Origin of the sequence: Pedobacter sp. UC225_61, assembly GCF_044452285.1 — a bacterium.
In the GTDB taxonomy this organism is placed as follows: domain Bacteria; phylum Bacteroidota; class Bacteroidia; order Sphingobacteriales; family Sphingobacteriaceae; genus Pedobacter.
In genome coordinates this window covers 78,113-104,639 of the sequence record NZ_JBIOAL010000001.1, presented here as the reverse complement: position 1 = coordinate 104,639, position 26,527 = coordinate 78,113, and the positions used below count along the sequence as shown (strand labels likewise).

Below are 26,527 nucleotides of genomic sequence, written 5' to 3'. Positions count from 1 at the left end.
AAGGTTTAATACTTAATCTTCATTTAGCAAAATACTTTCAATTTTTTTTACTGCAATATGAAATGAAGCTTTTAATGCACCTACACTAGTGCCTAAAACCTCAGAAATCTCATCATATTTCATGTCATCAAAATACTTCATGTTAAAAATAATGCGCTGCTTTTCTGGTAGCGTTAAAATTGCTTCCTGAAGTTTTCGTTGAGCTTTATCGCCATCAAAGTAAGAGGAAGCAGCAAGGCTTTCTGCTAATTCGCCACTTACATCATCTAATGAAATATTATTTTTTAGTTTCTTCTTATTCAAGAAGGTGATGGATTCGTTAGTCGCAATTCTATAAATCCAAGTGTAAAGCTGTGAGTCGCTTCTGAAATTGGCTAGATTTTTCCAAACCTTAACAAAGGTTTCTTGCACTAAATCATCCGTATCATCGTGATCGATAACCAATCTACGAATGTGCCAATATATTTTTTGTTGATATTTAGATAAAAGCAAGTTGAAGGCTTCATTTCGTGTTTTTTCTACACTAAACTTTTGCAGTATTTCGGCATCTTCAACTTGCTTCATCTATTTTTATGCTTTTCTTTTCATTACTTTTTGTGCAGCAGCAACAATATCAGATGGATCTAATTTGTATTTAGTCATTAACTGATCTGGTGTAGCACTTTCGCCGAAGCTATCATTTACTGCCACAAATTCTTGTGGTGCCAAATATTCTGTAGTTAATAAACGAGCAACACTTTCACCTAAGCCACCAAATTTATTGTGTTCTTCGCAAGTTACAATACAACCTGTTTTTTTAACAGATTTAAGGATTGCCTCATCATCTAAAGGTTTAATAGTATGAATATTTATAATTTCCGCATCAATTCCTAGCTCTGCTAATTTTTCTCCAGCTTCAATTGCTCTCCAAACCATGTGGCCAGTTGCAACAATAGTTACATCTTTTCCTTCATTAACCATCCATGCTTTACCAATCTCAAATTTTTGATCTTCTGCTGTAAACACAGGAATAACAGGACGGCCAAAACGTAGGTAAACTGGTCCTTCATAATCCATGATAGCAAGTGTTGCGGCTTTGGTTTGGTTATAATCGCAAGGATTGATCACCACCATTCCTGGCAACATTTTCATCAAGCCAATATCTTCTAAAATTTGGTGCGTTGCTCCATCTTCGCCTAGTGTTAAACCCGCATGTGATGCACAAATTTTTACATTTTTACCTGAATACGCAATTGATTGACGAATTTGATCGTACACTCGGCCAGTAGAAAAGTTAGCAAAAGTACCTGTAAAAGGAATTTTTCCATTAATGGTTAAACCTGCCGCAATACCCATCATATTAGCCTCTGCAATACCAACTTGTACAAATCTTTCTGGAAAATCTTTAATGAAAGCATCCATTTTTAAAGAGCCTACTAAATCAGCACAAAGGGCAACCACATTTTCATTGCGTTTACCTGCTTCATGCAATCCAGCTCCAAAACCCGAACGTGTATCTTTCTTTTCTGTATATGTATATTTTTTCACGATGTTTTAATTTTTATTTAGATATGAGATTAATTGTTTGGAAGTCTCAGATCTTAGTAATCCCCAGCTGTTTCTTTAAGTTGACCTAATGCCACTTCTAATTGTGCATCACTTGGTGCAGAACCATGCCATTTGTGTGTTCCAACCATAAAATCAACACCATAACCCATTTGAGTGCTCATTAAGTTTAAAATTGGTTTCCCTTTTCCAGTTAATGATTTTGCATAATGTAATGCTTTAGTAATTTCTGCCATATCATTACCATCTGAAGTAATTACATGCCAGCCAAAAGCTTCAAATTTTGCTTGAAGATTTTCTAATGAAAGTACTTTTTCAGTTGGACCATCAATTTGTTGCCCGTTATAATCTACACTCGCAATTAAATTATCTACTTTGTGAAAAGGAGCGAACATTAAAGCTTCCCAATTTTGACCTTCTTGTAACTCACCATCGCCCATTAAAGCGTAAACTAAGCCTTTATCACCATCAATTTTTTTACCTAAAGCAGCACCAATAGCAACAGATAAACCTTGTCCTAATGATCCAGATGCAATACGAATGCCTGGTAATCCTTCATGCGTAGTTGGGTGACCTTGTAACCTCGAATCCAATTTTCTGAAAGTAGCTAACTCACTTACTTTAAAATAACCTGATCTTGCTAAAACGCTATACCAAACTGGCGAAATGTGACCGTTTGAAAGGAAAAATAAATCTTCTCCAACTCCAGCCATCGAAAACTTAGGATTATGGTTTAATACTTCAAAATATAAAGCCGTAAAGAAATCTGCGCAACCTAAAGATGCACCAGGATGACCTGATTGAACAGCATGAACCATTCTCAAACAATCTCTCCTAACTTGTGAGGCGATATCTTCTAATTCACTAATTGTATGTTTCATTAAAATAAAGTGTTGTTGTTACCTTCCAAAGGTAATGTATTTATAAATAAGGTGTAAGCGAAAATAAACTGTTTATGTACTAAAATTCTATTTAAGTAAATCTAAAACCTGTGCAGTTGGGCTTTTAGTATCTACTTTAGAAATTACGTGTGCAATTTTCCCTTCTTCGTCTATAATAAACGTAGTACGAACCGTACCCATATATTTTTTACCATACATATTTTTTTCACCCCAAACGCCATAGGCTTCTACAATAGTTTTATCTGTATCGGCTAAAAGTGTAAATGGTAAACTGTGTTTGTTAATAAATTTTTGATGTGATTTTTCATCGTCTATACTTACCCCTAAAACTTCTATTCCTTTAGCTTTTAAGCCTTGATAATTGTCGCGAAAATCACAAGCCTCTGTAGTGCATCCTGGCGTATCATCTTTTGGATAAAAATATAAAACAACCTTTTTGCCTTTAAACTGATCTAAAGAAACTGTATTTCCATTTTGATCTTTTGAAGTGAACATTGGGGCTTTATCGCCCGCTTTAAGTGTAGTGCTCATTTTGCTATTTGTAAATTGTTCTATTGTTGATTGTAATTGCTAGCAATATAGTCATTTATCGAATTCAACACTGCTTTCTATTATCTATAAAAATCGATGGTGTATCGTCTAACATTTTCTTTCATGTCAACTACAATTAACTCAAATCTATGTTTTCCTGCTAAAGTGCGCTCATCAAAGCTATGCCATAAATTAGCTGTTTTTGCATCAAACTCCATTAAAACCCATTTGCCATCAATATAACCATTAAAACTCTTAATTCCAGAAAGTCCATCGCTAATTCTAAAACTCATTTTACTAATCCCTGCCATGTTTTTGCCATTGGCAATATTTACAGGGACTATAGTAGGGGCAATCGTATCAATAGCAATAAAAAAGCTACCGAAATTTTTTGGTAGGGCTTTTACATAACCATTTTCAAAATATCCACCTTGTGATGAACGGTTTGTATTTACAATTAAAGCTTTGTTTCGATAGTTAGTTAACGTACTATCCGCTTTAATCCAAAGTTCGAAACCAATATGTAGGGGTGTTAAATTATTGTGAACTTGATGAATTGCAGAAAATGCATTATGCTGAGGTTTTGGCAACTTTTTATATGTAAAGTTTAGGTCGTTATACAACGTTCCCTTTGGTACAATTACTCTAATGTCATCGCCAGTATAATCATTTAGTTTTGTATAACTAAACGGAATTCCTGCTGGTTGAGTTGGGGTATTAATCACCGCTTTTGCATCTGCTTTTACATTAAATAAGAGTGTGCTTTTATTACCCTTAGAATCGGTAATGATATACTTTACTTGATGTAATTTATCATCATTAAAATTAATACGGCCACTATTCACCAAATTACTGTAAATCTGAAGTGGATTACCAGGATCTACAAAACTCTTTTGAACACTGCGTTTTAGTGTAATAAGTGCTGGATAATCTATATGAGAATTGATCGCTTTGCTATTCTCAAAACTAAATTTTTCTAACGCAGAAGTGAAAATGATCTTGTCATCAACTTCGAGTTCTATGGAATACACCCCATTTGTACCAGAAAGACCGTTGTGTTTATCCGTAGTTATAATGCCAAAGCCAACTTCTCCGCTTAAATTAATGGTGTTTACTTTGTTTAAATTGTATTTTCCGTTAGCACCTACTACTTGGAAATATTGTTTAGGTGTAAATTCATTAAAAGGTTTGCCATTTAGGCGATATACATACATTGAGTAAATAACTGGTGGAATATTATCTGGAATTTGAATTCCTAATAATTGAGGATTTATTGTTAACTCAGTTTTAGTATCCCTTAACTCAAAATGCAAATGCGGACCACCAGAACTGCCTGTATTACCAGAATAGGCTATCACTTCTCCTTTGCGAACAGGAATTAAATCAGCATTCGGAAACTCGTCTATTTCGTAAGATTTATTTTTGTATTGAATGCTCTTTACTTGTTGTGCAATTTTAGGACTAAACCGCGATAAATGCCCATAAACTGAGGTGTAACCATTTGGATGGTTAATATACAAGGCCAAACCAAATCCGCTATTTTGTACACGTAAACGTGAAATATAGCCATCCGCAGTTGCGTAAACTGGATAGCCAATTCTTTGATTTGTTTTAAAATCTGTTCCTGAATGAAAATGATTTGCCCTAAGTTCTCCAAAAGAACCTGCCAATGCTGGCGGTACAATATCTAAAGGATGCCTAAAATCTGTAAGCGGATAAATAGTATTGCTGAAAACTTGTTGGGCATTAGCCTTAAAGGCTAAAAAAAGAAAGAGAATTAAAAGTGGAAGTTTTAGTGTGGCTGACTTTGTAGTTAGGAACATTCTTATTATTTAATACTAAAATTGAGTAATTGTTTATCCTCTAACCAACACTCCAACTGGTCACCTTGTTTTACTTTACCAACACCTTCTGGTGTTCCAGTGAAAATAAGGTCGCCTTTTTTTAAAGTAATATATTGAGAAACGAATGAAATAATTTTCTCAAATGAGAATAAAAGATTAGCCGTATGCCCCTTTTGGCGAGTTTCTTTATTGATTTGTAGTTCGAATTTTAAATCGTACATATCAGGATAATCTGCTTTTGGGAAGAAACTACTAATCGCAGCAGAATTATCAAAAGCTTTTGCTAGTTCCCAAGGCAAACCCTTTTCTTTGTGCTCGCTCTGAATATCTCTTGCAGTAAAATCTATTCCTAAACCTACTTCATCGTAATAATTAGCAGCAAATTTTTCGGAAATATGCTTTCCTTCTTTACAGATTTTTAAAACCACTTCTAGCTCATAATGAATATCAGATGAGAAATCTGGAATGTAAAAAGGTTTATTGTCTTTTAAAACAGCAGTATCTGGTTTTAAAAATATAATAGGTTTTGTTGGAACAGCATTATTCAGTTCTTTAGCATGCGCAGCATAGTTGCGACCAATTGCAATAATCTTCATAAAACAAAAATAGAAAAGATAAGGATAATTTATAATACAGAAATCTTCTTTACAACAGGCTCTCCACTCGCTAATATCCTTAAAAAATAAATTCCTGGATTTAGCTTATTAATAGTATAGGTTTTGGTTTGTTCACCTGCAGAAACACGTTCATTTGCTAAGGTAACCACGTCATTACCCAATAAATCTGTTATTTTTATGGAAAGTAAAGTTTCTCTATCAAGCTTAAGGCTGATGTTAATTTGATCTACAACAGGATTTGGATAAACTTTTAAAACAGTTAAGACTTTACCGCGTTTTGTAGGTGTACTGTTTGACAATGTAGTGCTGGATGAACCGTAGCCAATAGTGTTTGGTTTGTAAGGTTGAATGTTTGCTTTAATTTGGGGAACTCGGCTAACTACTTTTGCTTTAGGCTTAATAGAAATTTTAGAAGTATCTATTTTTTGAGCGAAAACAGAAGAACCCATCAAAATTACCATGCAAATTGTGCATAGTAAACTCCATGAGAACGCTATTTTTGGCTTTGAAATCATCCTTTATGCTGGCAAAAATATAAATAATTAAACAAAGAAATCAAACATTTTAGGTAATAAACCAATATTTAACACTATTTAACAACAGTTGTTTTTCATTAAATTTTACTTGTTTTTGCTGCACATAACGATGTAAATATTAATGACTTTAATATTATTTATTTAATTAATTTTGCAGTCAAATTTTATAACCGTGTCAAATCATAAAAACGTTAATGCGCTCACAGCCGGTGGGGTTCTAGTAAGTTTAGGGATAGTTTTTGGAGACATTGGTACGTCACCTCTATACACCTTAAAAGCAATTTTCAAAACTGCAAAAGAAATAGCTGAAGGACCAAGTGGGGTAGCAGGAAATTATATTACTCCAGCTCTAGTGCTTGGAGCACTGTCTTGTATATTCTGGACATTGACTTTGCAAACTACCATAAAATATGTAATTATTACGCTAAGAGCTGATAATAAAGGTGAGGGGGGTATTTTTTCTTTGTATTCTTTGGTACGCAAAAAAGCAAAATGGTTAGTAATTCCAGCCATTATTGGGGGGGCAGCACTTTTAGCCGATGGGATGATTACGCCCAGTATTACAGTAACATCTGCAATTGAAGGGTTAAAATTGAAGTTTCCAACGGTACAAGTTGTTCCAATTGTAATTGCCATTATTGCATTGCTTTTTATTATCCAACAGTTCGGAACAAATTTAGTGGGCAAGCTTTTTGGGCCAATCATGTTTTTATGGTTTGCTGCGCTTGGTATTGCAGGGTTAGGGCAAGTAATTCATGATCCGTGGATTTTTAAAGCATTAAATCCATATTACGCCTATAATTTATTAGTGTCAAATCCGGGGGCATTGGCTATTTTGGGTGGTGTATTTTTATGTACAACAGGAGCGGAGGCCTTATATTCTGATTTGGGGCACTGCGGTAAGGATAATATACGAGTAAGCTGGATTTTTGTAAAAATCATGCTGATACTTAATTACTTAGGTCAAGGAGCTTGGGTATTGAAAAATACAAATTATGATCCGCATAATACAAATCCATTTTTCGAATTAGTACCGCATTCTTTGGTGTTGCCAATGGTAATATTAGCGACAACAGCAGCTGTTATTGCATCTCAAGCCATGATTTCTGGTTCATTTACGCTTATTTCTGAAGCCGTTCGTTTAAATCTTTGGCCAAAGGTTAGAATTAACTATCCAAGTATACAAAAAGGACAACTATATGTGCCTTCTATTAACTGGTTACTGTGTGTTGGCTGTATTATTATTGTGCTGATTTTCAGAAGATCTGATGATATGGAGGGTGCTTACGGTTTAGCAATTAATCTAACTTTCCTAATGACAACTGTGTTAGTGGCAGTTTATATGTTAAGAAAGAAATTCCCGAAATATATAATCGTAATCTTTGTAGTTATTTATGGATTGATTGAATTTTCTTTCTTGGCGGGTAACTTGTTCAAATTTGTGCATGGCGGATGGGTAACCTTACTTATTGGATGTGCCTTGTTAAGCGTAATGTGGACATGGTACAACTCAAGAAAGATCAAAAATCGTTTTGTAAAATATGTTGAAATAGAAGATTATTATACCATTTTAACGGAGTTAAGTAATGATGAGTCTGTTCCTAAATTTTCGTCACAACTGGTGTATTTAACAAGTGCAAATTTCAAAACAGAGATCGAATCGAAAATTATTTATTCGATTATTCAGAAAGAGCCTAAACGTGCAGATGTATATTGGTTGGTTCACGTTGATGTAATGGATGAACCATATACAATGGATTATAAAGTGGAATTCTTAATTCCTGGTAAGTTAATTCGCATTGATTTTAAATTAGGTTTTAGAATTGAGCAACGCGTAAATTTATTGTACCGTAAGGTTGTTGAAGAATTAGTGAAAAATGGAGAGGTGGATATTACAAGTCAATACACTTCTTTAAATAAACATAAAATTGCTGGTGATTTCCGGTTTGTATTGTTAGAAAAACATCTTTCTAAATTTACCAATCTGAGTTTTTACGAGCGTAGCATAATGGATTACTATTTCGTTTTAAAACGCTTAAGCTTATCAGAAGTAAGCAGTTTTGGACTAGATTCTAGTTACGTAGATGTAGAAAAAGTACCATTGATTTTTGTTACTCCTGATGATATAGAGTTAAACAGGTTAGCTGTTTAGAAATAGATATAAAAACCTCAGCCAAAAGCTGGGGTTTTATATTAATCAAACAATGCTATCCAACTAATTTATGTCCTAATGGAATCTTTTTGAGGAAATGGATAATTACACAAGAACAAAATAAACAAAGCCCAGTAGTTATAAATATACCAAATTTAGGGGTTAAAATACTGCCATTAATCCCTGCTTTATTTAAATAAAACAACACCAAAATATGTACGAAATAGATCCCAAAGCTATTTCTGTTGATAAAATTCCGAAACTTTAACAGATGTTTATTTTTTAACGTAAACTGTTTAAAGAACAAGAATATTCCTATTGCAGCAATCACTACGTTTAATGAGAAATAAGTATATAAATCTACTATAAATTTGCCTTTTTGACTTGACAAAAGGTAAGTGCCAATTATCGTAAGTAATACGCCAGCAAAAAATATAGAAAAAGAAACCAGCTTGATGTGCTTGATATTTTCAAATTTCATGCTTGATAAATAGTGCCCTAAAACCAAATAGCCGATAAAACCAGAAAAGTATTTGAGATTAAAATCTGGTGTATAATTCGAAATAATTGGTTGAGTTGCTAAAATGGAGATTAGCCAAAGTGCTAAGAAATATAAAATCTCTTTTTCGCTTGCTTTTCTTATCCAAGTGCTAATAATTGGGATAATCAAGTAAATTCCAATTATCATATAAATATACCAAAGATGATAGGCAGCTCCGTTTATTAACTTATCTACAATAAACGTTAAATTGTAATTGTTAGGTTTTTCATAAATAGCATGACAGATGTAGATCGCTGTCCAAAAGGCGAAAGGAATTACAATTCTAACCAATCTGTTTTTTAAATAAGCTTTAAGTGTATGAGCTCTTGGGAGTAAAAGTGCGCCTGTTAGCATTACAAATACCGGAACACAGAATCTTACTAATCCATCATACGTATTTGCCCACCACCAATTAGGCATTGAAATTTTGCCAAATTTAGTAACAAATGGAGCTGCAACATGTAAAAATATAACGCTAATGGTTGCAAAGACCCTTAAATTGTCTAGCCAGGAAGTGTCTTCTTTTTGTTTAAAATCGCTCATCCACGGCAATAACAGATTAATAATTTAATTATTGCGTTGCTGTTGCCCTAATTTACTATGATGAAAACCGTAAGCGAAGTAAACAATTAAACCAACTACCAACCAAATTCCAAAGCCAATCCAGTTCGAAATACCTAACTCGCACATCATGTACAAACAGCTAATTAAACCCAAAACAGGAATTAAGGATAGGTTTTTAGTGATGCAATAGTAGGTAATTACTAAACAAATGATCAAGAAAATCCACATTGGGATTTTGTGTTTAAATAAGCCCCAACCACTTTCATATTTTTTATCAAATGAAATAGATGATTTAGTCATAAACTCATCGTACTGCGCTGGTGTTAAACTATTTAAATAAGCTTCAGCATCTATTTGTTTTCCCTGTAAAACCACGGGGCTTGCGCTGATTTCTTTTTTAACTGTTTCTAATTCTGGAGCAGATAGTGAAGTGATAAACGCCACTGGGCCATTTGTCTTTGTTTTGTTGGTAATGAAAGCAGTAGTTTCTTCTTTGTATTTTGTGAATGCTAATGCTAGTACAGCAATAAATACAATTGGAATTATGAATTTAGAATTAGCATAAGGTATTTTGAATTTCCCTCTTTGTACACCAGGTCTATTTTGTAATACTAAAACACCAGCACAAACCAATACAAAGGCAAATAAAGTACCAATAGAACATAAATCGGTTACAATAGTTAAGTTCATAAATAACGATGGAACTGCTACTACAAAGCCTACTACAATTGTTGCAAAAGATGGAGTTTTATATTTTGGATGTATTTTAGAAAACGATTTTGGTAATAGGCCATCACGGCTCATGCTCATCCAAATACGTGGTTGACCCATTTGGAAAACTAACAATACACTCGCCATTGCAAATACCGCACTTACAGCAATAATACCACTCATCAATTTTAAATCTATTTGATCAAAAACAAATGCTAATGGATCGCCCACGGCTAACGTATCTGATTTTACAATTCCTGTTAATACCAAAGCAATGGCAACGTATAAAACGGTACAGATAATAATGGCCCACATCATTCCTCGAGGTAAATCTCGCTGCGGATTTTTACATTCTTCGGCAGTGGTAGAAATAGCATCAAAACCTATGTAAGCAAAGAATACCGCTGATACTCCTTTCAGTACACCTGATACTCCATTTGGAGCAAATGGATTCCAATTTTTAGTATCGATATAAAAAACACCAACTGATAACACCAATAAAATAACAGCCAATTTAACCACAACCATTGCGTTACTAGCGTTCCTTGATTCCTTCATGCCGCGATAAACCAACCAGGTGATAAATATTATAATACCCAATGCAGGTAAATCTGCCACTAAATGAAAGTTGCCAATTTTTGGAGCAGATGTCCATGCATGATTAGCAATACGAGTAGCATCGTCTAAATTGGCCATGCTTTTCCCTGCACTTACTAAAGCATCCGCATGCTTATGACCATTAAAAGCCGTTAAATAATCCATTGTTGCCCAATCAGGGATATTTATACCGTCTATACCTAATGCCGGTATTCGAATAGAGGAGAGTAGTCCTGTAAAATAATCTGACCAAGAAATAGCAACGGTGATATTACCAATGGCATATTCCATAATTAACGACCAACCAATAATCCATGCGACTAACTCGCCAAAGGCTACATAAGAATACGTGTAAGCACTACCGGAAACAGGAACCATTGAGGCAAATTCTGCATAGGCAAAGGCAGCAAAGCTACAGGCTACCGCTGTAAAAATGAATAAGAAAATAACTGCCGGACCGCCATCTGCACTTGCTTTACCAATGGTACTGAAAATACCAGCACCAATAATAGCCGCAATACCGAAAGCTGTTAAATCTCTTACACCTAATGTTTTATGTAATGAATCTCCGTGATCTCCATACCCTTTTGCAGCATCTTCTAAAATTTTGCTAATGGATTTCTTTCTAAATAGTTTTTCGAACATGTTTGGTTTTTTAATAACTACACTTTTACTAAAAAGGAGTGAAGCGCAATTCTGGTTTAGTTTCTCAAACTTAAAAAATTAAGTTTAAAACTACTGTTCCTAAAATCGTTTTGTTACTTTTTAAATTGATAAAGTCTGTGATGAAGTAAATAGCTAGCAGACTGATAATAAGAAATTGCTTCTTTTTCTAAAGCAGGCGAGGATTTTATCGCAGTGGTGGTAAAATTTGTAGAATCTACAGTAAAAGCCTCTACTTTTTGCTGTGGCGATAGAATAATTAATTGATTTCCTTTATAATAGCCCAAATTTTGATAGGTGCTTATAAATGCTCTCCGCTGATTTGCTGGCGTATTAAATATATCAAATCCGAAAAATTTAGATGTGTAACTTACATTTAACATCCCTAATAAAGTCGGTGGAATATCAATTTGAGAAGTTAATCCACTAAACGTACTTGGTTTTATAATCGATGGAGCATACACAATCATCGGGATGCGATAATTTTTAATGGGTAATTCGGTTTTGCCAGCACTTGAGGCACAATGATCGGCTACTATTACAAATATGGTATTATTGAACCAAGGTTTACTTCTACAATCATTAATGAATTTTCCAATGGCATAATCTGTGTATTTCACTGCTCCAGAACGCCCAGTATGCGAAGGAATATCTATTCTTCCCTCTGGATACGTATATGGACGATGATTAGAAGTAGTCATGATTTGACTGAAAAATGGTTTTTTTAACTTGTAATTTGCATCAAAAGTTTTAACAGCTAAAGTGAATAAGTCTTCATCAGCTACGCCCCAAATGTTTTCGTAGTGGATGTCTTTTTCATTTGTAATGGCAGAACGATCAATTACATCATATCCGTTATTGCTAAAAAAGTAATTCATGTTATCGAAATAACCATAGCCGCCATATAGATATTGAGTAGTATAGCCTTTGCTTCTTAGCACATTCCCTAGCGAAAATCTGCCTTCGTTATTTGGTCTTTTCACTTCAGATTGTCCAGGAGTAGGAGGAAGACTTAACGACAAAGCTTCCAATCCGCGAACGGTTCTTGTACCAGTAGCGAATAGATTTGAAAAGAATAAACCCTGATTGGCTAAACTATCTAAATTAGGTGTAATGTGTTCCGTGTTGCCAAACCTCGAAAGGAAATCGCCACTTAAACTTTCCACGCTAATCATAATTAGATTATAGTTCTTTTGATCTCCAGGATAGGTGATTGTCCTTGTAATTGAAGTTGAAGAATCACTTTGAAATTGACTGTTACTACTTAAAAAATCTTTTTTAACTGTACTGAAAATAGCATTCACAGAATCAGTTTTATAAAATTTATCGTAATCTAATTGGTTGTTGATAAAGGCTGCTCCAAAATCATACATACCGTTTCCAGAAAGCTCTGAGGCGTATTGATTTTTACTAAATTGTTTTGCGCCATTGCTGCCAAATAAAAATACCAAAATAGGCAAAAGCAATAAAATAAGTGCTATTAATGTTCTGTATTTAAATGATATTCTGTTGGTTACTTCTGCTTTGATGTATTTTTTTGTCAATAATAAAACTAAAATACTCAACACAAAAATCCCAATTATTAACTTTACAATAGGGTACGATTGCCAAATATTGCCAACTACTTCTGTTGTATAAATAAGATAATCTACCGCAATAAAATTATAGCGAGTTGAGAATTCATCCCAAAAAAACCATTCAGAAACTGCATTAAAAACAAGGATGGTAAATGCTAAAAGACACAAGCCGTATAATATGAACCGATGCCATTTTTTAAAATAGATTTTATTTGGTACCAACCATAGATACAGTACAAACGGGATGAGAAAAAATGTACTCATCAATGTATCATTCACTAAGCCAATTAAAAAAATGCCTATAATTTGAAGTGGATTAGTGTCTAATTGGCTAAACGATTTGATAAAAAGAACAAGTCGTGTTAAAAAAGATACAGAAATAATAAATAGATATACGATTGCCAATAGTTTAAAACGAGTGGCAAATATTTTCTTAAGCATGAGATAAGCTTCGTTTGGTTATACGAATGTGCAAAATTAGATTTAAATTCTGAAGAAATTCTGAATACATCATTCAATAAGTTTCTTTAATGTTAAATCCTTTATGAGTTAAAGCTGCCGTCAAATATAGTTCATTTACCCATAGCTTCTTCGGAGTTTGTTCGGAGCTTCTTCGGAGTTCGTTCGGAGTTACATCGGATAAACCCGACTAAAGTCCGAATAAGCTCCGAATGATATGTGAACTAAATAAGTACTGTTTTTGTCGTTCTATTAAAATAATGCTTCAATAATTAACTATTAGTTAAATCATCTCCATAAAAAAAGCCAAGCTATTTGGCTTGGCTCTTAAAAATAAGATTCGCTGACTATCCCAATTTATTCAATTCTTCTTTTACAAATGTGGCTAGTTCTTTTACGTAATCAGCACTGAAATCAAATTTAATTCCTGCAGTTTCGTAAATTTCATTCATAGGTTTAGTGTAACCTAAACTTAAAGCCGCTAAATATTGCTTTAATGCTTTATCTGGATTTTCTTTGTAATTTTTCCAAACAGCAATGGCACCTAATTGAGCAATGGCATATTCGATATAATAAAAAGGGACTTCAAATAAATGCAATTGTTTTTGCCATAGATTACCAAATTGTTGTTCAAAACCTGTCCAATCTGCAAAGCCAGCACCAAAACGAGTATAGATTTGTTTAAAGGCAGTTTCTCTATCGGCTGCATTATGATTAGGATTGGTGTAAATCCAATGTTGAAATTGATCAATTACTGCAACCCAAGGTAGGGTTTTTAACACATCAGCCAATTGCTCTTTTTTAGCACGATTTAATTCTTCTTCGTTATCGAAATAAACATCCCAATTGTCCATAGAGATTAATTCCATGCTCATCGATGCTAATTCAGCAACTTCTGATGGGCAATGTTTAAAATCATTTAATTCTAAATTGGCTGTTAAAAAAGTATGTATCGCATGGCCACCTTCATGAACCATTGTGGTTAAATCGCGTAAAGAATTTGCCGAATTCATAAAAATAAATGGCGCACCTGTTTCTGCTAACGGATAATTGTAACCCCCTGGAGCTTTTCCCATTCTGCTTTCCACGTCAAAAAGCCCATTTGCTTTCATAATGGTCAATTTTTCTCCTAAAGATGGGTTTATGGCTGTAAAACAAGAAATGCTTTTATCAATTAATTCTTGTCCATTATTAAATGGTTTTAACATTGGTTTTCCGGTAGTGCTTACTTCCATATCCCAAGGTTTTAAGGTGTCTAAACCTAAAGCTGCTTGTCTTTTTTCTGCTTGCTCTCTTAAAACTGGAACAACTTCCTTTTCAATCGCCTCTGCAAAATCGTAACAATCTTTTGGCCTATAATCGAAACGACCTAAAGCTTGAAACATGTAGTCTCGGTAGTTTTCAAATCCTGCGTTTAAAGCAACCTTATGGCGCATAACAACTAGTTCATCAAACAAAATGTTCAATTCGTCCTTAGCTGCTAAACGACATTGTTGAATGGTTTCCCAGGCATTTTGTCTAACGCTTCTATTGGTATCCTTTAAAAAGTTCGCTGCTTGTTCTAATGTATATTCTTGATCGTTTATCGTAACGCTCATGGCACCAGTAATGCCTTGGTATTTTTGTTGAGTTACTTGTAATTGCGTAAAAAGCTCAATGTTTTCTTCGCGATATAACTCTAACGCTTTTTTAACTGCACGGATATAGACAAAATATTTCTCTTGATCTAATTGGTCTATAAATGGACTTTCGCTAAATTTCTTATTCAAGTCATTAGCTATTGGCGAAATTTTAGGTTCAATTTCTGTTGCGAAATACTGAAAATCTTTCACTAAATTTTCATTAGCCGTATCGCAACTCATCTTAATATAGCGCCACGCAAAATCTTCTTCAAGCGCAGCTTCTAATTCGCTTTTATCTTTTAACCATTTTTCCAATTCTTCCACACTGTGGATTTCTCTTTTTACAAGCTCATCTAAAATTGGAGATAGACTTTCCCATTCCATTTTTAAATCTTGAGGAATGTACGTTCTGGTTTTCTTAGGTATGATTAAGTTATTCATTATTAAAAAGTATGTGTTCTTAAAAAAGCATCAATTAAAAAGCAAAGTGCAAAAATGACAGATGCAAATCCATTTGTAGTTGCAAAAGCCCGATCAACTTTACTGATATCTGTTGGTTTAACTAGCAAATGCTGATAGGTTAACATGGCACAGAAAAATAAAATCCCAATATAATATACCCAACTAAATTCAGCAAAAAACAAAGGTAATATCACGCATAATGCGGAAAAAACATGTAATACAACTGATAAACGCAACGCATTTTTTATGCCAAGTGCAGCAGGGATAGAGTGTAAGTTTTCTTCACGATCAAAACTTTCATCTTGCAATGCATAAATAATATCGAACCCGCTTACCCAAAATAAAACAGCGAAGGAATAAAATAATGGAACAATATTAAATGCCCCTGTAACTGCAATGTAGGCTCCAATTGGTGCTAAGGCAAGCCCTAAGCCTAAAACTAAATGGCATAATGCTGTAAAACGTTTGGTGTAACTATAAAAAAGCACCACAAATAAAGCCACAGGCGATAAATACAAACACAATGGATTGATAAAAGCTGTTGCAATGACAAACAAAATGCAGTTAACGATGACGAATGTAAGTGCTTCGCTTGCAGAAACTTTACCAGCAGGAATATCTCGCATGACAGTACGTGGATTTTTTGCATCAATATTGCGATCTAAATAGCGATTAAATGCCATTGCCGCATTGCGGGCAAACACCATACATAAAATTACCAAGGCTAATAAATACCAATTAAATGGATTTTCGGTGGTAGTAACGCCTAAAAAGAAACCAATTAAGGCAAAAGGCATTGCAAATATGGAGTGTGCAAATAATACGAGTGAAAAGTATTTTTTCATTTATCTTAAGTTTATCGTCATTGCGAGGTACAAGGCAATCTTACAACTAAGGTTTGAATTGCATTAAGATTGCTTCGTGCCTCGCAATGACAGAGCAATTTTTACTGCCAATATAAAACTGATTCAACTTTGGCAAAGTTAATAACAGAATGCAAAAAACTTTGTCAAAGTTTCGTAGTCAATTAGTATTCGTTCTTGTTGGCGCTATAAAACTGTGGGTCGATAATTGGTTTTACAAAGTCTTCATTTACTTCGCCAATAAACCCTAAAACTTTATCTCTGCCTTGTCCTTTTTCTGCTGAGGTAATAAAAAATGGAGGAACTTCTTCAAACCAACCCAACAAAGCTTTATTAAATTTCGCAACGTTTTGGTCAGTTTTTGGTCCGGATTGTTTATCTGCTTTTGTATAGACTAGTGCAAAAGGAATTTGGCATTCGCCAAGCCAAGAACAAAATTCTAAATCGATCTTTTGAGGCTCTAAACGACTATCTATCAATACAAAAACGCATTGTAAACTTTCTCTTTTAGTTAAATAGTTTCTAATGAATTTCTCCCATTTTTCTCTGCTACTTTTACTTACTTTAGCATAACCATAACCAGGCAAATCTACAATGTACCATTTTTCGTTAATTAGAAAGTGATTAATTAATTGCGTTTTTCCGGGTCTTTGAGATGTTTTTGCTAAACCTTGTACATTCACCAACATATTAATTAGTGATGATTTACCAACGTTAGAACGACCAATAAAAGCATATTCGGGCATTTCTGGTAGTGGTAAAGCAGAAACTTTGGTATTACTAACAACAAAAGTGGCAGATTTTATAATCATAGCGCAAAGGTAATAATAAAGTTTGCAGTTGATAGTTTTCAGTTCACAGTTCAAATCGCACATCTTCAATTACAATTTATATCTTTGACACATAATTATGAATCAAGAAGTAACTCCATACTCAGGTACAGCAACTAAAAAAGAACAAGTAGCTACAATGTTCAATAACATTTCTGGCACTTACGATTTTCTAAATCACTTTTTATCATTAGGTATAGATATCATTTGGCGTCGTAAGGCGATAAGAGAATTGTCTGCTATACAACCCAGAATTATTTTAGATGTAGCAACTGGTACGGGAGATTTTGCTTTCGAATCGATTAGTATTTTGCATCCTGATAAAATAATTGGGGTAGATATTTCTGAAGGAATGTTGGAAGTAGCTAAAAAGAAAATTAAAGAACGTAATCTTGGTCACATTTTTTCTGTACAATTAGGAGATTCAGAAGGTTTACATTTTGAGGATAACACCTTCGATGCGATTACGGTAGCATTTGGTGTACGTAATTACGAAAACTTAGAAAAAGGTTTAGCTGATATGCTTCGAGTTTTAAAACCAGAAGGGAAAATTGTAATTCTAGAATTCTCAAAACCTAAAGTTTTTCCAGTAAAGCAAGGTTATAATTTCTATTTTAAATACGTTACACCATTCTTTGGTAAGTTATTTTCTAAGGATGACAGAGCATACACGTATTTGCCAGAATCGGTTGCCGCTTTTCCAGATGGGAAATCATTTACGACTTTGATGGAAAAAGTTGGTTATAAAAATACCAAACATCGCCCTTTAACGTTTGGTATAAGTGCTATTTATACCGGTATTAAATGAGAAAAAAACTAACGCTCCTATTACTAGTCTTTTTAACAGTAAGTAACTTTGCGAAGGCTCAAAATTGGGGTGGAGGAATTGATGATGAGAATTTTAACTTCGGATTTAGTTTTCAATATATCTCATCAGAATACAAAATTCTTAAAAAAGTAGATTGGAGAAATCCCTATTTCGATACTGGCTTAGGCAATTACGTTACAGATTCGTTATCTGCTATTTCTTCCCCAACATCTGTTGGCTTTGGAATTGGGTTTGTTGTTAATACTAGAGTGAACAATAATGTAGATGTTCGTTTTACACCAACATTGGTTTTTAACGACAGATTGATTAATTACTATTATGTTGAACCTGGCATCTACAATCCTGGAAATCCATTAATTCAAAAAAAGTTTCAAGCCACAATGATTGATCTTCCGCTAGGTTTAAAAGTTAAATCAGATCGGATGATGAATTTTAGAGCATATATGTTGGGCGGATTAAAATATTCAATTGATTTAGCATCTGGTAAAAAAAATAACGATGCTTCGGCTGCGCCAATAGATAAATTGATAAAGAACAATAAGAACTTTTTGTCGTACGAAGCAGGCATCGGTTTCGATATTTACTTCGAATGGTTTAAAATGTCGCCAGAGTTAAAAATGTCGTACTCGTTTAAAGATATTTTAAAACACGATAACACACCTTATGCTAATCCAATAGATAAAGCTAAACTCAGACATTTTACTTTCAGTTTATTTTTCGAGTAAGTTCCGCAGTCAAAAATTTATACCTTTGTTAACATCAAATAAATTAACAAATGGCTAAAATTGCATTAATTACTGGTGCAAGCTCAGGTATTGGCGAGGCTTGCGCACACCTTTTCGCTCAACAAGGTTATCACCTTATCCTGTTAGGAAGAAGAGAAAATTTGCTAGAAAAGATAGCACATCATTTGGCGGATAAGTACGCAATAGAAGTGAAAAAAATTCAGGCTGATGTGAGAGATAAAGAAAACATCAATTATGTGTTAGAAACACTTCCTGCTGCTTGGAAAAACGTTGACGTATTGATAAATAACGCAGGTTTAAGTCAAGGTTTAGATCCTATTGATAAAGGTAATACTGATGATTGGGATACCATGATAGACACAAATATTAAAGGTTTATTGTATGTTTCCAAAGTAGTAAGTAGTTGGATGGTGGAGCAAAAAAAAGGTCATATCATTAATATCGGTTCTATTGCAGGCAAAGAAGTTTACGCTAATGGAAATGTGTATTGTGCTACAAAACATGCAGTAGAGGCTTTAAATCAAGGGATGCGGATCGACCTTTTACCTCATGGGATAAAAGTTACGGCAATTCATCCAGGTATGGTAGAAACGGAGTTTTCTATTGTGCGTTTTAAAGGTGATGAGAGTAGAGCAAAAAAAGTATACGATGGTTTTGAACCTTTAATTGCACAAGATATAGCAGAAGCGATTTGGTTTGCCGTAAGTCGTCCACCACATGTAAACATTAACGATATGTTAATTATGCCAACTGCCCAAGCAACTGCAACAACTGTAAAGAGAGATTAAACAAGGTTGGTTAGTTGTTTTGGTGTTAGTTTTTAGGAAATCTAAGACAATACCTAACAAAGAAAAAAACCAAAAAACAAATAAGAAAATGATATCAACAACAATAGATCAAGAAATAAAACAAGCCATGTTGGCTAAAGATCAAGCAAAGCTTAGAGGTTTAAGAGCTATTAAAGCGGCTTTGTTATTGGCAAAAACAGAAAAAGGTCATGCTGAAGAAATTTCTGAAGATGCTGAGATGAAAATTTTGCAAAAATTGGTAAAACAACGTAAAAAGTCTGCCACTATTTATAAAGAACAAGGTCGTGAAGATTTATATACAGTTGAGCAAGAAGAAATTGATGTAATCAGTCAGTTTTTGCCACAGCAACTAGAACAGGCTGATATTGAAAAAATAATAGCAAGAATTATCTCAGAATCAGGCGCTACATCAATTAAAGAAATGGGTAAAGTAATGGGTTTAGCAAATAAAGAATTAGCTGGTAAAGCCGATGGAAAATTAATTGGTGAACTTGTAAAAACACAATTAGGATAATCATTTTCCTAGTTGAGTTTGATCTTTTTCTTAAAAATATCAGATTAATTGCCATAATTTAATTTTACTCTATTAACTTAGTAGCACATACCAAACATCATAACACTATATATGAAATACGAAGTAATTGAAGAAGACGGGTTTAAGTACATTCAAGAAGGCGAAGGAGAAACCTTGGTATTACTTCATGGGCTAATGGGCGAGTTGAGTAATTGGGAGCCGGCTATAGATCATTTTAAAAAGAACTATCGTGTTTTGGTGCCAATTTTACCAATTTATGATTTGCCTTTACTTACCCTTGGTGTGAAAAGTCTTTCTAAATATATACACCGCTTTTTGAAATTTAAAAAGTTAAGTCAGGTGGTATTAATTGGAAATTCATTAGGCGGACACGTAGGTTTGGTTTTTACAGCTGCTCATCAAGAATTTGTGAAAGCTTTGGTATTAACAGGAAGTTCTGGCTTGTATGAAAATGCATTTGGAGGCTCATTTCCACGTAGAGGAAGTCGTGATTATGTAAAAGAAAAAGTAGAATATACTTTTTATGATCCTGCAACTGCTACAGATGAATTAGTTGATGAAGTGTTTAAATCTGTAAATGATCGTTCTAGAGTAATTCGTATTTTAGCATTGGCCAAATCGGCTATACGCCACAATATGAGTAAGGAATTATCAAGAATAACAATTCCAGTATCTCTAATTTGGGGTAAGCAAGATAAAATCACTCCACCAGATGTGGCAGTTGAATTTCATGAACTTTTACCTAATTCAGAATTAAACTGGATTGATAAATGTGGGCATGCCCCAATGATGGAAAGACCAACAGAATTTAATGCGTATTTAGATACATTTTTGAATAGGATTTTATTAAAATAATGTTTGCAGTAGAACTCATATCTAACGTAATACCTCCACTAAAAACTTCCGATAGTGTTCGGAAAGCTTTAGAAAGGATGAGTGAGTTTAAATTGTACCATTTACCTATTGTAAATGAAGCACAATTTTTAGGACTAGTTTCTGAAGATGAGCTGATAGAAGTTAGAGATCAGGATACCCCACTTGGTAGTTTGTCTCTAACCATCATGAATCCCTTTGTTTTTGAAGATTCGCATATTTACGATGTGATACGATTGTTTAATCAATTGCAATTATCATTAGTACCGGTATTGGATCAACAGAAAAATTATTTGGGTGTGGTTTCTATCAATAATTTGCTAGAATATACCGCAGATACCTATGCTGTAAAAGAACCAGGTGGAATTATTGTTTTATCTATCAGCAATAGAAATAATTCATTGGCTCACATGGCACAAATTGTAGAGGCAGATAATGCACAGATTTTATCATCGTATGTAAGCTCTTTCCCTGATTCTACACGACTAGAAATTACCTTAAAAATAAATAAAACAGAACTTTCGGGTATCATTTCATCTTTTGAAAGATATAATTATGAAGTTAAAGCTGTTTTTAATAATACGCAAAACGACGATGGTTCAGCAGATAGATTCAATTCTTTTATGAACTATTTAAACGTATAAAGCTTAATGAAAATAGCAATTTACGGTAGAGATTTTAACGATAGCGTTTTACCTTTTGTACAAGAAGTATTTGATGCTTTAGCGAACTATGAAGTAGAGATTTCAGTTTACTTAAAGTTTAACAATTTTATACGGAACAAAGTAAATCTTCCTTCAAATATTCATACTTTTTCTAACCACAAAGAATTATTAAATGCAGCAGATGTGCTATTAAGCTTAGGTGGCGATGGTACATTATTAGATACATTGGCTTTAGTTCGCGATTCTCAAATTCCAGTAATTGGGATAAATTTTGGACGCTTAGGTTTTTTAGCAAGTATCAATAAAAATGAAATTAAAAATGCGATTGAAGCATTGGTTAAAGGGGAGTATTCATTAGATAAAAGGAGTATTTTAAATTTAGAATCTCAAAACAATTTATTTGGAGATGAAAACTTTGCTTTAAATGACATGACCATCCACAGAAGGGATAATTCTGCAATGATGATTATTCATGCATTTATGAATGGCGAATTTATTAACTCATACTGGGCAGATGGCTTAATTATAGCCACACCAACTGGTTCTACCGCTTATTCTTTGAGCTGCGGTGGACCAATTATATTGCCAAACGCACAAAATTTTGTAATAACACCGGTTGCACCTCATAATTTAAATGTAAGGCCAGTTATAATTCCTGATGATGTTCAATTAACCTTCGAAATTGAAGCTAGAAGCACAAAATTCCTTCTTTCATGTGATTCGAGAACAGAAACTGTCGACAGATCTGTTAAAATTACCATCAATAAAGCCAAATTTAATATCAATCTTATCCGCCTTAACAATGAAAGTTACCTTACTACGTTAAGGAATAAATTACTTTGGGGTATTGATACCCGTAATTATTAAAATGCGGTATATAAAAGCAGTCTTAATTTTCGTAATCTCATTAGCTTTAAGCATATCAGTTCTCGCTCAGCGAGCAGAAATTGGTGTAAATGCTGGTGGCGCAGGTTATTTAGGAGATCTCAATCAAAATAACCCAATAAAAATTAGCGGCATTTCTGCAGGAGCTTTCGGTAGGATAAATTTCAATCCTTATTTAGGACTTGGTTTGCATTATACCTATGGTGAAATAAAAGGTGATGATTTGAAATCTTCAAATGAACAGTTCCAACAACGGGCTTTAAATTTTAATACTTCTATTCATGAAGTGAGCTTATTAGCAAACCTTAATTTTTTTGATATTTATTCTGCGAGCTCCAAACGTAAATTAACGCCATATATTTTTGCTGGTGTTGGTGGCTTTTATTTTAACCCAAAAGCAACTTATGATAATGTAAAGTATACCTTGTCAGATTATACAACTAATGCAAAGAAGGATGGAACTCCTGTGACCTATAAACAATATGCTATTTCAGTTCCATATGGAGTAGGAATTAAATATAAATTGACAGATTATTTAACGCTATTTTCAGAAATAGGCTATAGGACAACGTTTACAGACTATATTGACGATGTTGGAGATTATTATTACTTAAATACTATGCCTAGCTCTCCTGGAACTTCAAGATATTTTCCGCCATATAATGCTTCAACAGCTGCAAGTGTTGGTGTTCCAGGTACTCAACGAGGAGATTTAAGAAAAAGAGATACCTACATGTTTGTAAGTATTGGGATATCTTATACCTTTGTGAGCCAAAAATGCTTTACTTTTTAGGGCGCCGATAATACATTAATGGGATTTAAAGAACAAATAGATATTAAACGCTTACCAGAGCACATTGCCATTATTATGGATGGTAATGGGAGATGGGCAAAAAATCAAGGTAAATTTCGCGTTTTTGGTCATGAAAGTGGCGTATTATCTGTAAAAGATATTGTTGAAGGTTGCGTGGACATTGGCGTAAAATACTTAACGGTATATGCTTTTTCTACAGAAAACTGGAACCGTCCAGTAGATGAGGTAAACGCTTTAATGGAATTGTTAATTTCTACCATTAATGAGCAAGCCGAAACTTTAAATAAGAATAACGTAAGGTTAAATGCCATTGGTGACTTAAAATCATTACCACAGAAATGCATTGATGATTTAGCTAACGTAATGGAAATAACTAGCAAAAACACCAAATGCACCTTAACATTAGCCCTAAGTTATAGTGCAAAATGGGAAATAATTGAAGCTGCTAAAAAATTAGCGCAACAAGTGCAAGAGCAAAAAATAACTGTAGACGATATTAGTGAAGAAGCCTTTGCTGCTCAATTAACTACTGCTCAAATACCAGATCCAGAGTTAATGATCCGTACCAGCGGAGAGCATAGAGTAAGCAATTTTTTATTATGGCAACTTGCTTACACCGAATTGTATTTTACCGAAACTTTATGGCCTGACTTTAGAAGAGAACACCTTTTTGAAGCCATAGTAGATTACCAAAAACGCGAACGTCGCTTCGGGAAAATTAGTGAACAATTGAACTAATTTTACTTTTAACACTTTTTAACATGTGTTTAAATTAACTTAGCAACGTTTTTTAGATTGTAAATGAAAAGAATATACCAACTCATATTTTTGTTATTGATTGGCTTGCCAACACTAGCTCAGATCCGTACACAACCTGCACCTGCAGCACCTTCCTTAAAAGTTCAAGGCTTAAATATCGATTATTTTAGCCCGAAAGAATATGTAATTGGTGGCACAACTTTAACAGGAACTCAATACCTTGATAAAGAAGTAATTATTACACTTTCTAAACTGACCAAAGGAGAGCATGTTATTTTGCCAGGAGAAGCAACTTCAAATGCAATTAAAAACTTATGGGCCCAAGGCTTATTTGATGATGTACAATTATTTGTAACCAAAATAAATGCAGATACAGTTTATTTTGATATTGAAGTGGTAGAACGTCCACGCCTAAGTTCGTTTGAATTTATTGGTGTTAGCAAGTCACAAAAAACTGATATTGGTGAAAAATTAGCTGATAAAGCTGGCAAAACCATTATTAACGATAACTTATACAATACTACAAGATCTATCATTAATAAATACCTATTAGATAAAGGGTATTTTTATACCACAATTGATTTTAAATCTAAACCAGATCCTAATCAAGAGAATAGCGTTATTCTTCAAGTATTAATTAATAAAGGTAAAAGAGTAAAAGTTCACGAAATTACATTTACTGGCAATAAAGATTTTAAATCATCAAAACTTAGGAAATACCTTAAAAAGACAAAGCAACAAGCTTTTTATAAAGTATTTGGTAGTGGTAAATTCAACAAAGAAAAATACGAAGAGGATAAACTGAAATTAGTTGCTAAAATGCAAGAAAAGGGTTACAGAGATGCAACCATTTTAAAAGATAGCATTTATAAGTACAATGATAAATCTATCGGCATTAAACTAGATGTTTATGAAGGTCCTAAATATTATTTCGGTAACATTAATTGGGTGGGTAATGCAAAATATACAACTGCATACCTAGAGAAAGTATTAGGTATTGAAAAGGGAGAATTATTTAGCGAAGAAAAATTAGAAAAGAAATTACGTGGTAGTGCCAATGGTGATGATGTTTCTAGTGTTTACTTAAACGATGGATATTTAACCTTTAACATTGATCCGGTACAAACTAAAATACACAACGATACAGTAGATGTAGAGATGCGTATTTATGAAGGTCCACAATATACTAACAACAAAATTACCATTGAAGGAAATACCATTACTAACGATAGAGTTGTTTTGCGTGAAATCCGTACTAAACCAGGAGAAAAATTCTCTAAAGAATTATTGGTAAGAACTGTACGTGAAATTGGTGCATTAGGTAACTTCGATGAATCTAAAACTAATCCAGTTCCAAAACCTAACCCTGCAGATGGTACTGTAGACATTGTATATCATGTAGAAGAAAAACCTTCAGATCAAATTGAATTATCAGGTGGTTTTGGTGGAGGCCGTGTAATTGGTACATTAGGTTTAACTTTCAATAATTTCTCTTTAAGGAATTTATTTAATGGTGAAGCGTACAAACCACTACCAAAAGGTGATGGTCAAAAATTAAGCTTACGTGGACAAACAAATGGTAAATATTACCAATCGTATAGTTTCTCATTTTCTGAGCCTTGGTTTGGTGGTAAAAAACCAATCAGTTTTGGATTGAGTGCATTTACATCATTACAGTCTAATGGTTTAACTGCAGCAGATGCTAGTTATCAGAAGATTCGTTTAAATGGAGTATCTATTAGTTTAGGTAGAAAATTGAAATGGCCAGATAACTGGTTCTCATTAGTTCATAGTGTGAATTTAAACCAATACATTTTAAATAACTACCCAGGTTACTTATTTAGTACTGGTACTTCTTACAACTTGAATTTAACACAAGAAATTGCAAGAGATTCTAGAAACGGAAGTCAGATTTTCCCTACTGGAGGTTCTTATATTAAATTTACAATACAAGCTACACCACCTTATTCATTATTAAATAATGTGAACTATAAAATAGCTTCAGATAAATTACGTTACAAGTTTACCGAATACCACAAATGGAAATTTGAAGCGCAGTGGTTTGAGACATTAATTGGTAAATTGGTATTTAAAGGACAAGCACAGTTTGGTTTCTTAGGAACCTATAATAGTGCGGTTGGAGAATCGGCATTTGAACGTTTTAAATTAGGAGGAGATGGTATGCAAGGTTTTGATTTCTTACAAGGTTCTGAGTTAATCGCTATGCGTGGTTATTCAAACAACTCAGTTATCCCGGTAGGTTCAAACCCAACTATAGCACAAAGCTCTGGAAGTCCAATTTTTAATAAATATGTAATGGAATTAAGATATCCAGTAATATCATCTCAACAAGCAACAGCGTTTATGACGGTATTTGCAGAAGGTGGTAACACATGGAATAAGTTTAGCGATTTTAATCCGTTTAATGTGAGACGTTCGGTTGGTGTTGGTGCAAAAATATTCTTGCCTATATTTGGTTTATTAGGTATTGATTATGGATACGGGTTTGACAAAATACCTGGTATTCCAGATGCGAATAAAGGTCAGTTCCACTTTAGCATTGCGCAACAACTCGGAGGATTTAATTAATTTGCAT

24 protein-coding genes are annotated in these 26,527 nt (G+C 33.8%); 11 read left to right on the top strand and 13 right to left on the bottom strand.

What is annotated here, in order from left to right:
* Positions 1–12 precede the first annotated feature (12 nt).
* The 7 genes from ACHMWN_RS00475 to ACHMWN_RS00445 all read right to left on the bottom strand — a co-directional run bounded on the left by ACHMWN_RS00475 (position 13) and on the right by ACHMWN_RS00445 (position 5,900).
* Positions 13–564 (bottom strand): RNA polymerase sigma factor, encoded by a 552-nt coding sequence (locus ACHMWN_RS00475; protein ID WP_173272327.1) that lies wholly within the window; start codon positions 562–564, stop codon positions 13–15.
* Positions 565–570: 6 nt separating this feature from the next.
* Positions 571–1,527, bottom strand: a complete 957-nt coding sequence (locus ACHMWN_RS00470; RefSeq protein WP_397296846.1) for a transketolase family protein — start codon at positions 1,525–1,527, stop codon at positions 571–573.
* Positions 1,528–1,580: 53 nt separating this feature from the next.
* Entirely contained in the window at positions 1,581–2,426 is an 846-nt protein-coding gene (locus ACHMWN_RS00465) for a transketolase (RefSeq protein ID WP_397296843.1), read from the bottom strand.
* 87 nt (positions 2,427–2,513) lie between these two features.
* Positions 2,514–2,978, bottom strand: a complete 465-nt coding sequence (gene bcp / locus ACHMWN_RS00460) for a thioredoxin-dependent thiol peroxidase (protein ID WP_397296840.1) — start codon at positions 2,976–2,978, stop codon at positions 2,514–2,516.
* Between the two features lie 80 nt (positions 2,979–3,058).
* Positions 3,059–4,801, bottom strand: a complete 1,743-nt coding sequence (locus ACHMWN_RS00455; protein WP_397296837.1) for a M23 family metallopeptidase — start codon at positions 4,799–4,801, stop codon at positions 3,059–3,061.
* A gap of 5 nt (positions 4,802–4,806) precedes the next feature.
* Positions 4,807–5,418, bottom strand: coding sequence for a fumarylacetoacetate hydrolase family protein (locus ACHMWN_RS00450; protein ID WP_397296835.1), 612 nt, complete (start codon positions 5,416–5,418; stop codon positions 4,807–4,809).
* Positions 5,419–5,447: 29 nt separating this feature from the next.
* Positions 5,448–5,900 (bottom strand): T9SS type A sorting domain-containing protein, encoded by a 453-nt coding sequence (locus ACHMWN_RS00445; protein WP_397296833.1) that lies wholly within the window; start codon positions 5,898–5,900, stop codon positions 5,448–5,450.
* Between the two features lie 247 nt (positions 5,901–6,147).
* On the opposite strand from ACHMWN_RS00445, the gene ACHMWN_RS00440 reads away from it, so the two are divergent.
* On the top strand, positions 6,148–8,127 hold the full coding sequence (locus ACHMWN_RS00440) for a KUP/HAK/KT family potassium transporter (RefSeq protein ID WP_397296830.1): 1,980 nt from the start codon (positions 6,148–6,150) through the stop codon (positions 8,125–8,127).
* A 55-nt stretch (positions 8,128–8,182) separates the two neighbouring features.
* Here the strand turns inward: ACHMWN_RS00440 and ACHMWN_RS00435 are convergent, their stop codons facing one another.
* The 6 genes from ACHMWN_RS00435 to yihA form a co-directional block, all read right to left on the bottom strand.
* A complete protein-coding gene (locus ACHMWN_RS00435; RefSeq protein ID WP_397296827.1) occupies positions 8,183–9,211 on the bottom strand; it encodes an acyltransferase in 1,029 nt (342 codons plus the stop codon).
* 24 nt (positions 9,212–9,235) lie between these two features.
* Entirely contained in the window at positions 9,236–11,185 is a 1,950-nt protein-coding gene (locus ACHMWN_RS00430) for an amino acid permease (RefSeq protein WP_397296825.1), read from the bottom strand.
* Between the two features lie 113 nt (positions 11,186–11,298).
* Positions 11,299–13,221 carry an LTA synthase family protein gene (locus ACHMWN_RS00425; RefSeq protein WP_397296822.1) on the bottom strand — a complete coding sequence of 641 codons (1,923 nt, stop codon included), beginning with the start codon at positions 13,219–13,221 and terminating at the stop codon, positions 11,299–11,301.
* Between the two features lie 365 nt (positions 13,222–13,586).
* Positions 13,587–15,302: a M3 family oligoendopeptidase gene (locus ACHMWN_RS00420; protein ID WP_397296820.1), complete on the bottom strand. Its 1,716-nt coding sequence runs from the start codon at positions 15,300–15,302 to the stop codon at positions 13,587–13,589.
* A gap of 2 nt (positions 15,303–15,304) precedes the next feature.
* Complete coding sequence (locus tag ACHMWN_RS00415) at positions 15,305–16,168, bottom strand: UbiA-like polyprenyltransferase (protein ID WP_397296818.1); 864 nt, start codon at positions 16,166–16,168, stop codon at positions 15,305–15,307.
* A 182-nt stretch (positions 16,169–16,350) separates the two neighbouring features.
* Positions 16,351–16,998 (bottom strand): ribosome biogenesis GTP-binding protein YihA/YsxC, encoded by a 648-nt coding sequence (gene yihA, locus ACHMWN_RS00410; RefSeq protein WP_397296815.1) that lies wholly within the window; start codon positions 16,996–16,998, stop codon positions 16,351–16,353.
* Positions 16,999–17,095: 97 nt separating this feature from the next.
* Here yihA and ubiE point away from each other — a divergent pair, with 97 nt between their 5' ends.
* The 10 genes from ubiE (at position 17,096) to ACHMWN_RS00360 (ending at position 26,520) form a co-directional block, all read left to right on the top strand.
* Positions 17,096–17,824: a bifunctional demethylmenaquinone methyltransferase/2-methoxy-6-polyprenyl-1,4-benzoquinol methylase UbiE gene (gene ubiE, locus ACHMWN_RS00405; protein WP_397296812.1), complete on the top strand. Its 729-nt coding sequence runs from the start codon at positions 17,096–17,098 to the stop codon at positions 17,822–17,824.
* Entirely contained in the window at positions 17,821–18,570 is a 750-nt protein-coding gene (locus tag ACHMWN_RS00400; RefSeq protein ID WP_397296809.1) for an outer membrane beta-barrel protein, read from the top strand. Before ubiE ends, ACHMWN_RS00400 begins: the two co-directional genes overlap by 4 nt.
* 50 nt (positions 18,571–18,620) lie before the next feature.
* The gene (locus tag ACHMWN_RS00395) at positions 18,621–19,379 is read left to right on the top strand and encodes an SDR family NAD(P)-dependent oxidoreductase (RefSeq protein ID WP_397296807.1); all 759 of its coding nucleotides are present in this window, start codon (positions 18,621–18,623) and stop codon (positions 19,377–19,379) included.
* Positions 19,380–19,467: 88 nt separating this feature from the next.
* Positions 19,468–19,914, top strand: coding sequence for a GatB/YqeY domain-containing protein (locus tag ACHMWN_RS00390; protein WP_397296804.1), 447 nt, complete (start codon positions 19,468–19,470; stop codon positions 19,912–19,914).
* Positions 19,915–20,025: 111 nt separating this feature from the next.
* Complete coding sequence (locus ACHMWN_RS00385; RefSeq protein WP_397296802.1) at positions 20,026–20,790, top strand: alpha/beta fold hydrolase; 765 nt, start codon at positions 20,026–20,028, stop codon at positions 20,788–20,790.
* Positions 20,790–21,452: a CBS domain-containing protein gene (locus ACHMWN_RS00380; protein ID WP_397296799.1), complete on the top strand. Its 663-nt coding sequence runs from the start codon at positions 20,790–20,792 to the stop codon at positions 21,450–21,452. The genes ACHMWN_RS00385 and ACHMWN_RS00380 overlap by 1 nt, the downstream gene beginning before the upstream one ends.
* Positions 21,453–21,458: 6 nt before the next feature.
* A complete protein-coding gene (locus ACHMWN_RS00375) occupies positions 21,459–22,340 on the top strand; it encodes an NAD kinase (RefSeq protein WP_397296797.1) in 882 nt (293 codons plus the stop codon).
* A gap of 1 nt (position 22,341) precedes the next feature.
* The gene (locus ACHMWN_RS00370) at positions 22,342–23,151 is read left to right on the top strand and encodes a DUF6089 family protein (RefSeq protein WP_397296795.1); all 810 of its coding nucleotides are present in this window, start codon (positions 22,342–22,344) and stop codon (positions 23,149–23,151) included.
* 18 nt (positions 23,152–23,169) lie between these two features.
* Complete coding sequence (locus ACHMWN_RS00365) at positions 23,170–23,910, top strand: isoprenyl transferase (RefSeq protein ID WP_397296793.1); 741 nt, start codon at positions 23,170–23,172, stop codon at positions 23,908–23,910.
* Between the two features lie 63 nt (positions 23,911–23,973).
* Positions 23,974–26,520, top strand: coding sequence for an outer membrane protein assembly factor (locus ACHMWN_RS00360; RefSeq protein ID WP_397296790.1), 2,547 nt, complete (start codon positions 23,974–23,976; stop codon positions 26,518–26,520).
* Positions 26,521–26,527 lie beyond the last annotated feature (7 nt).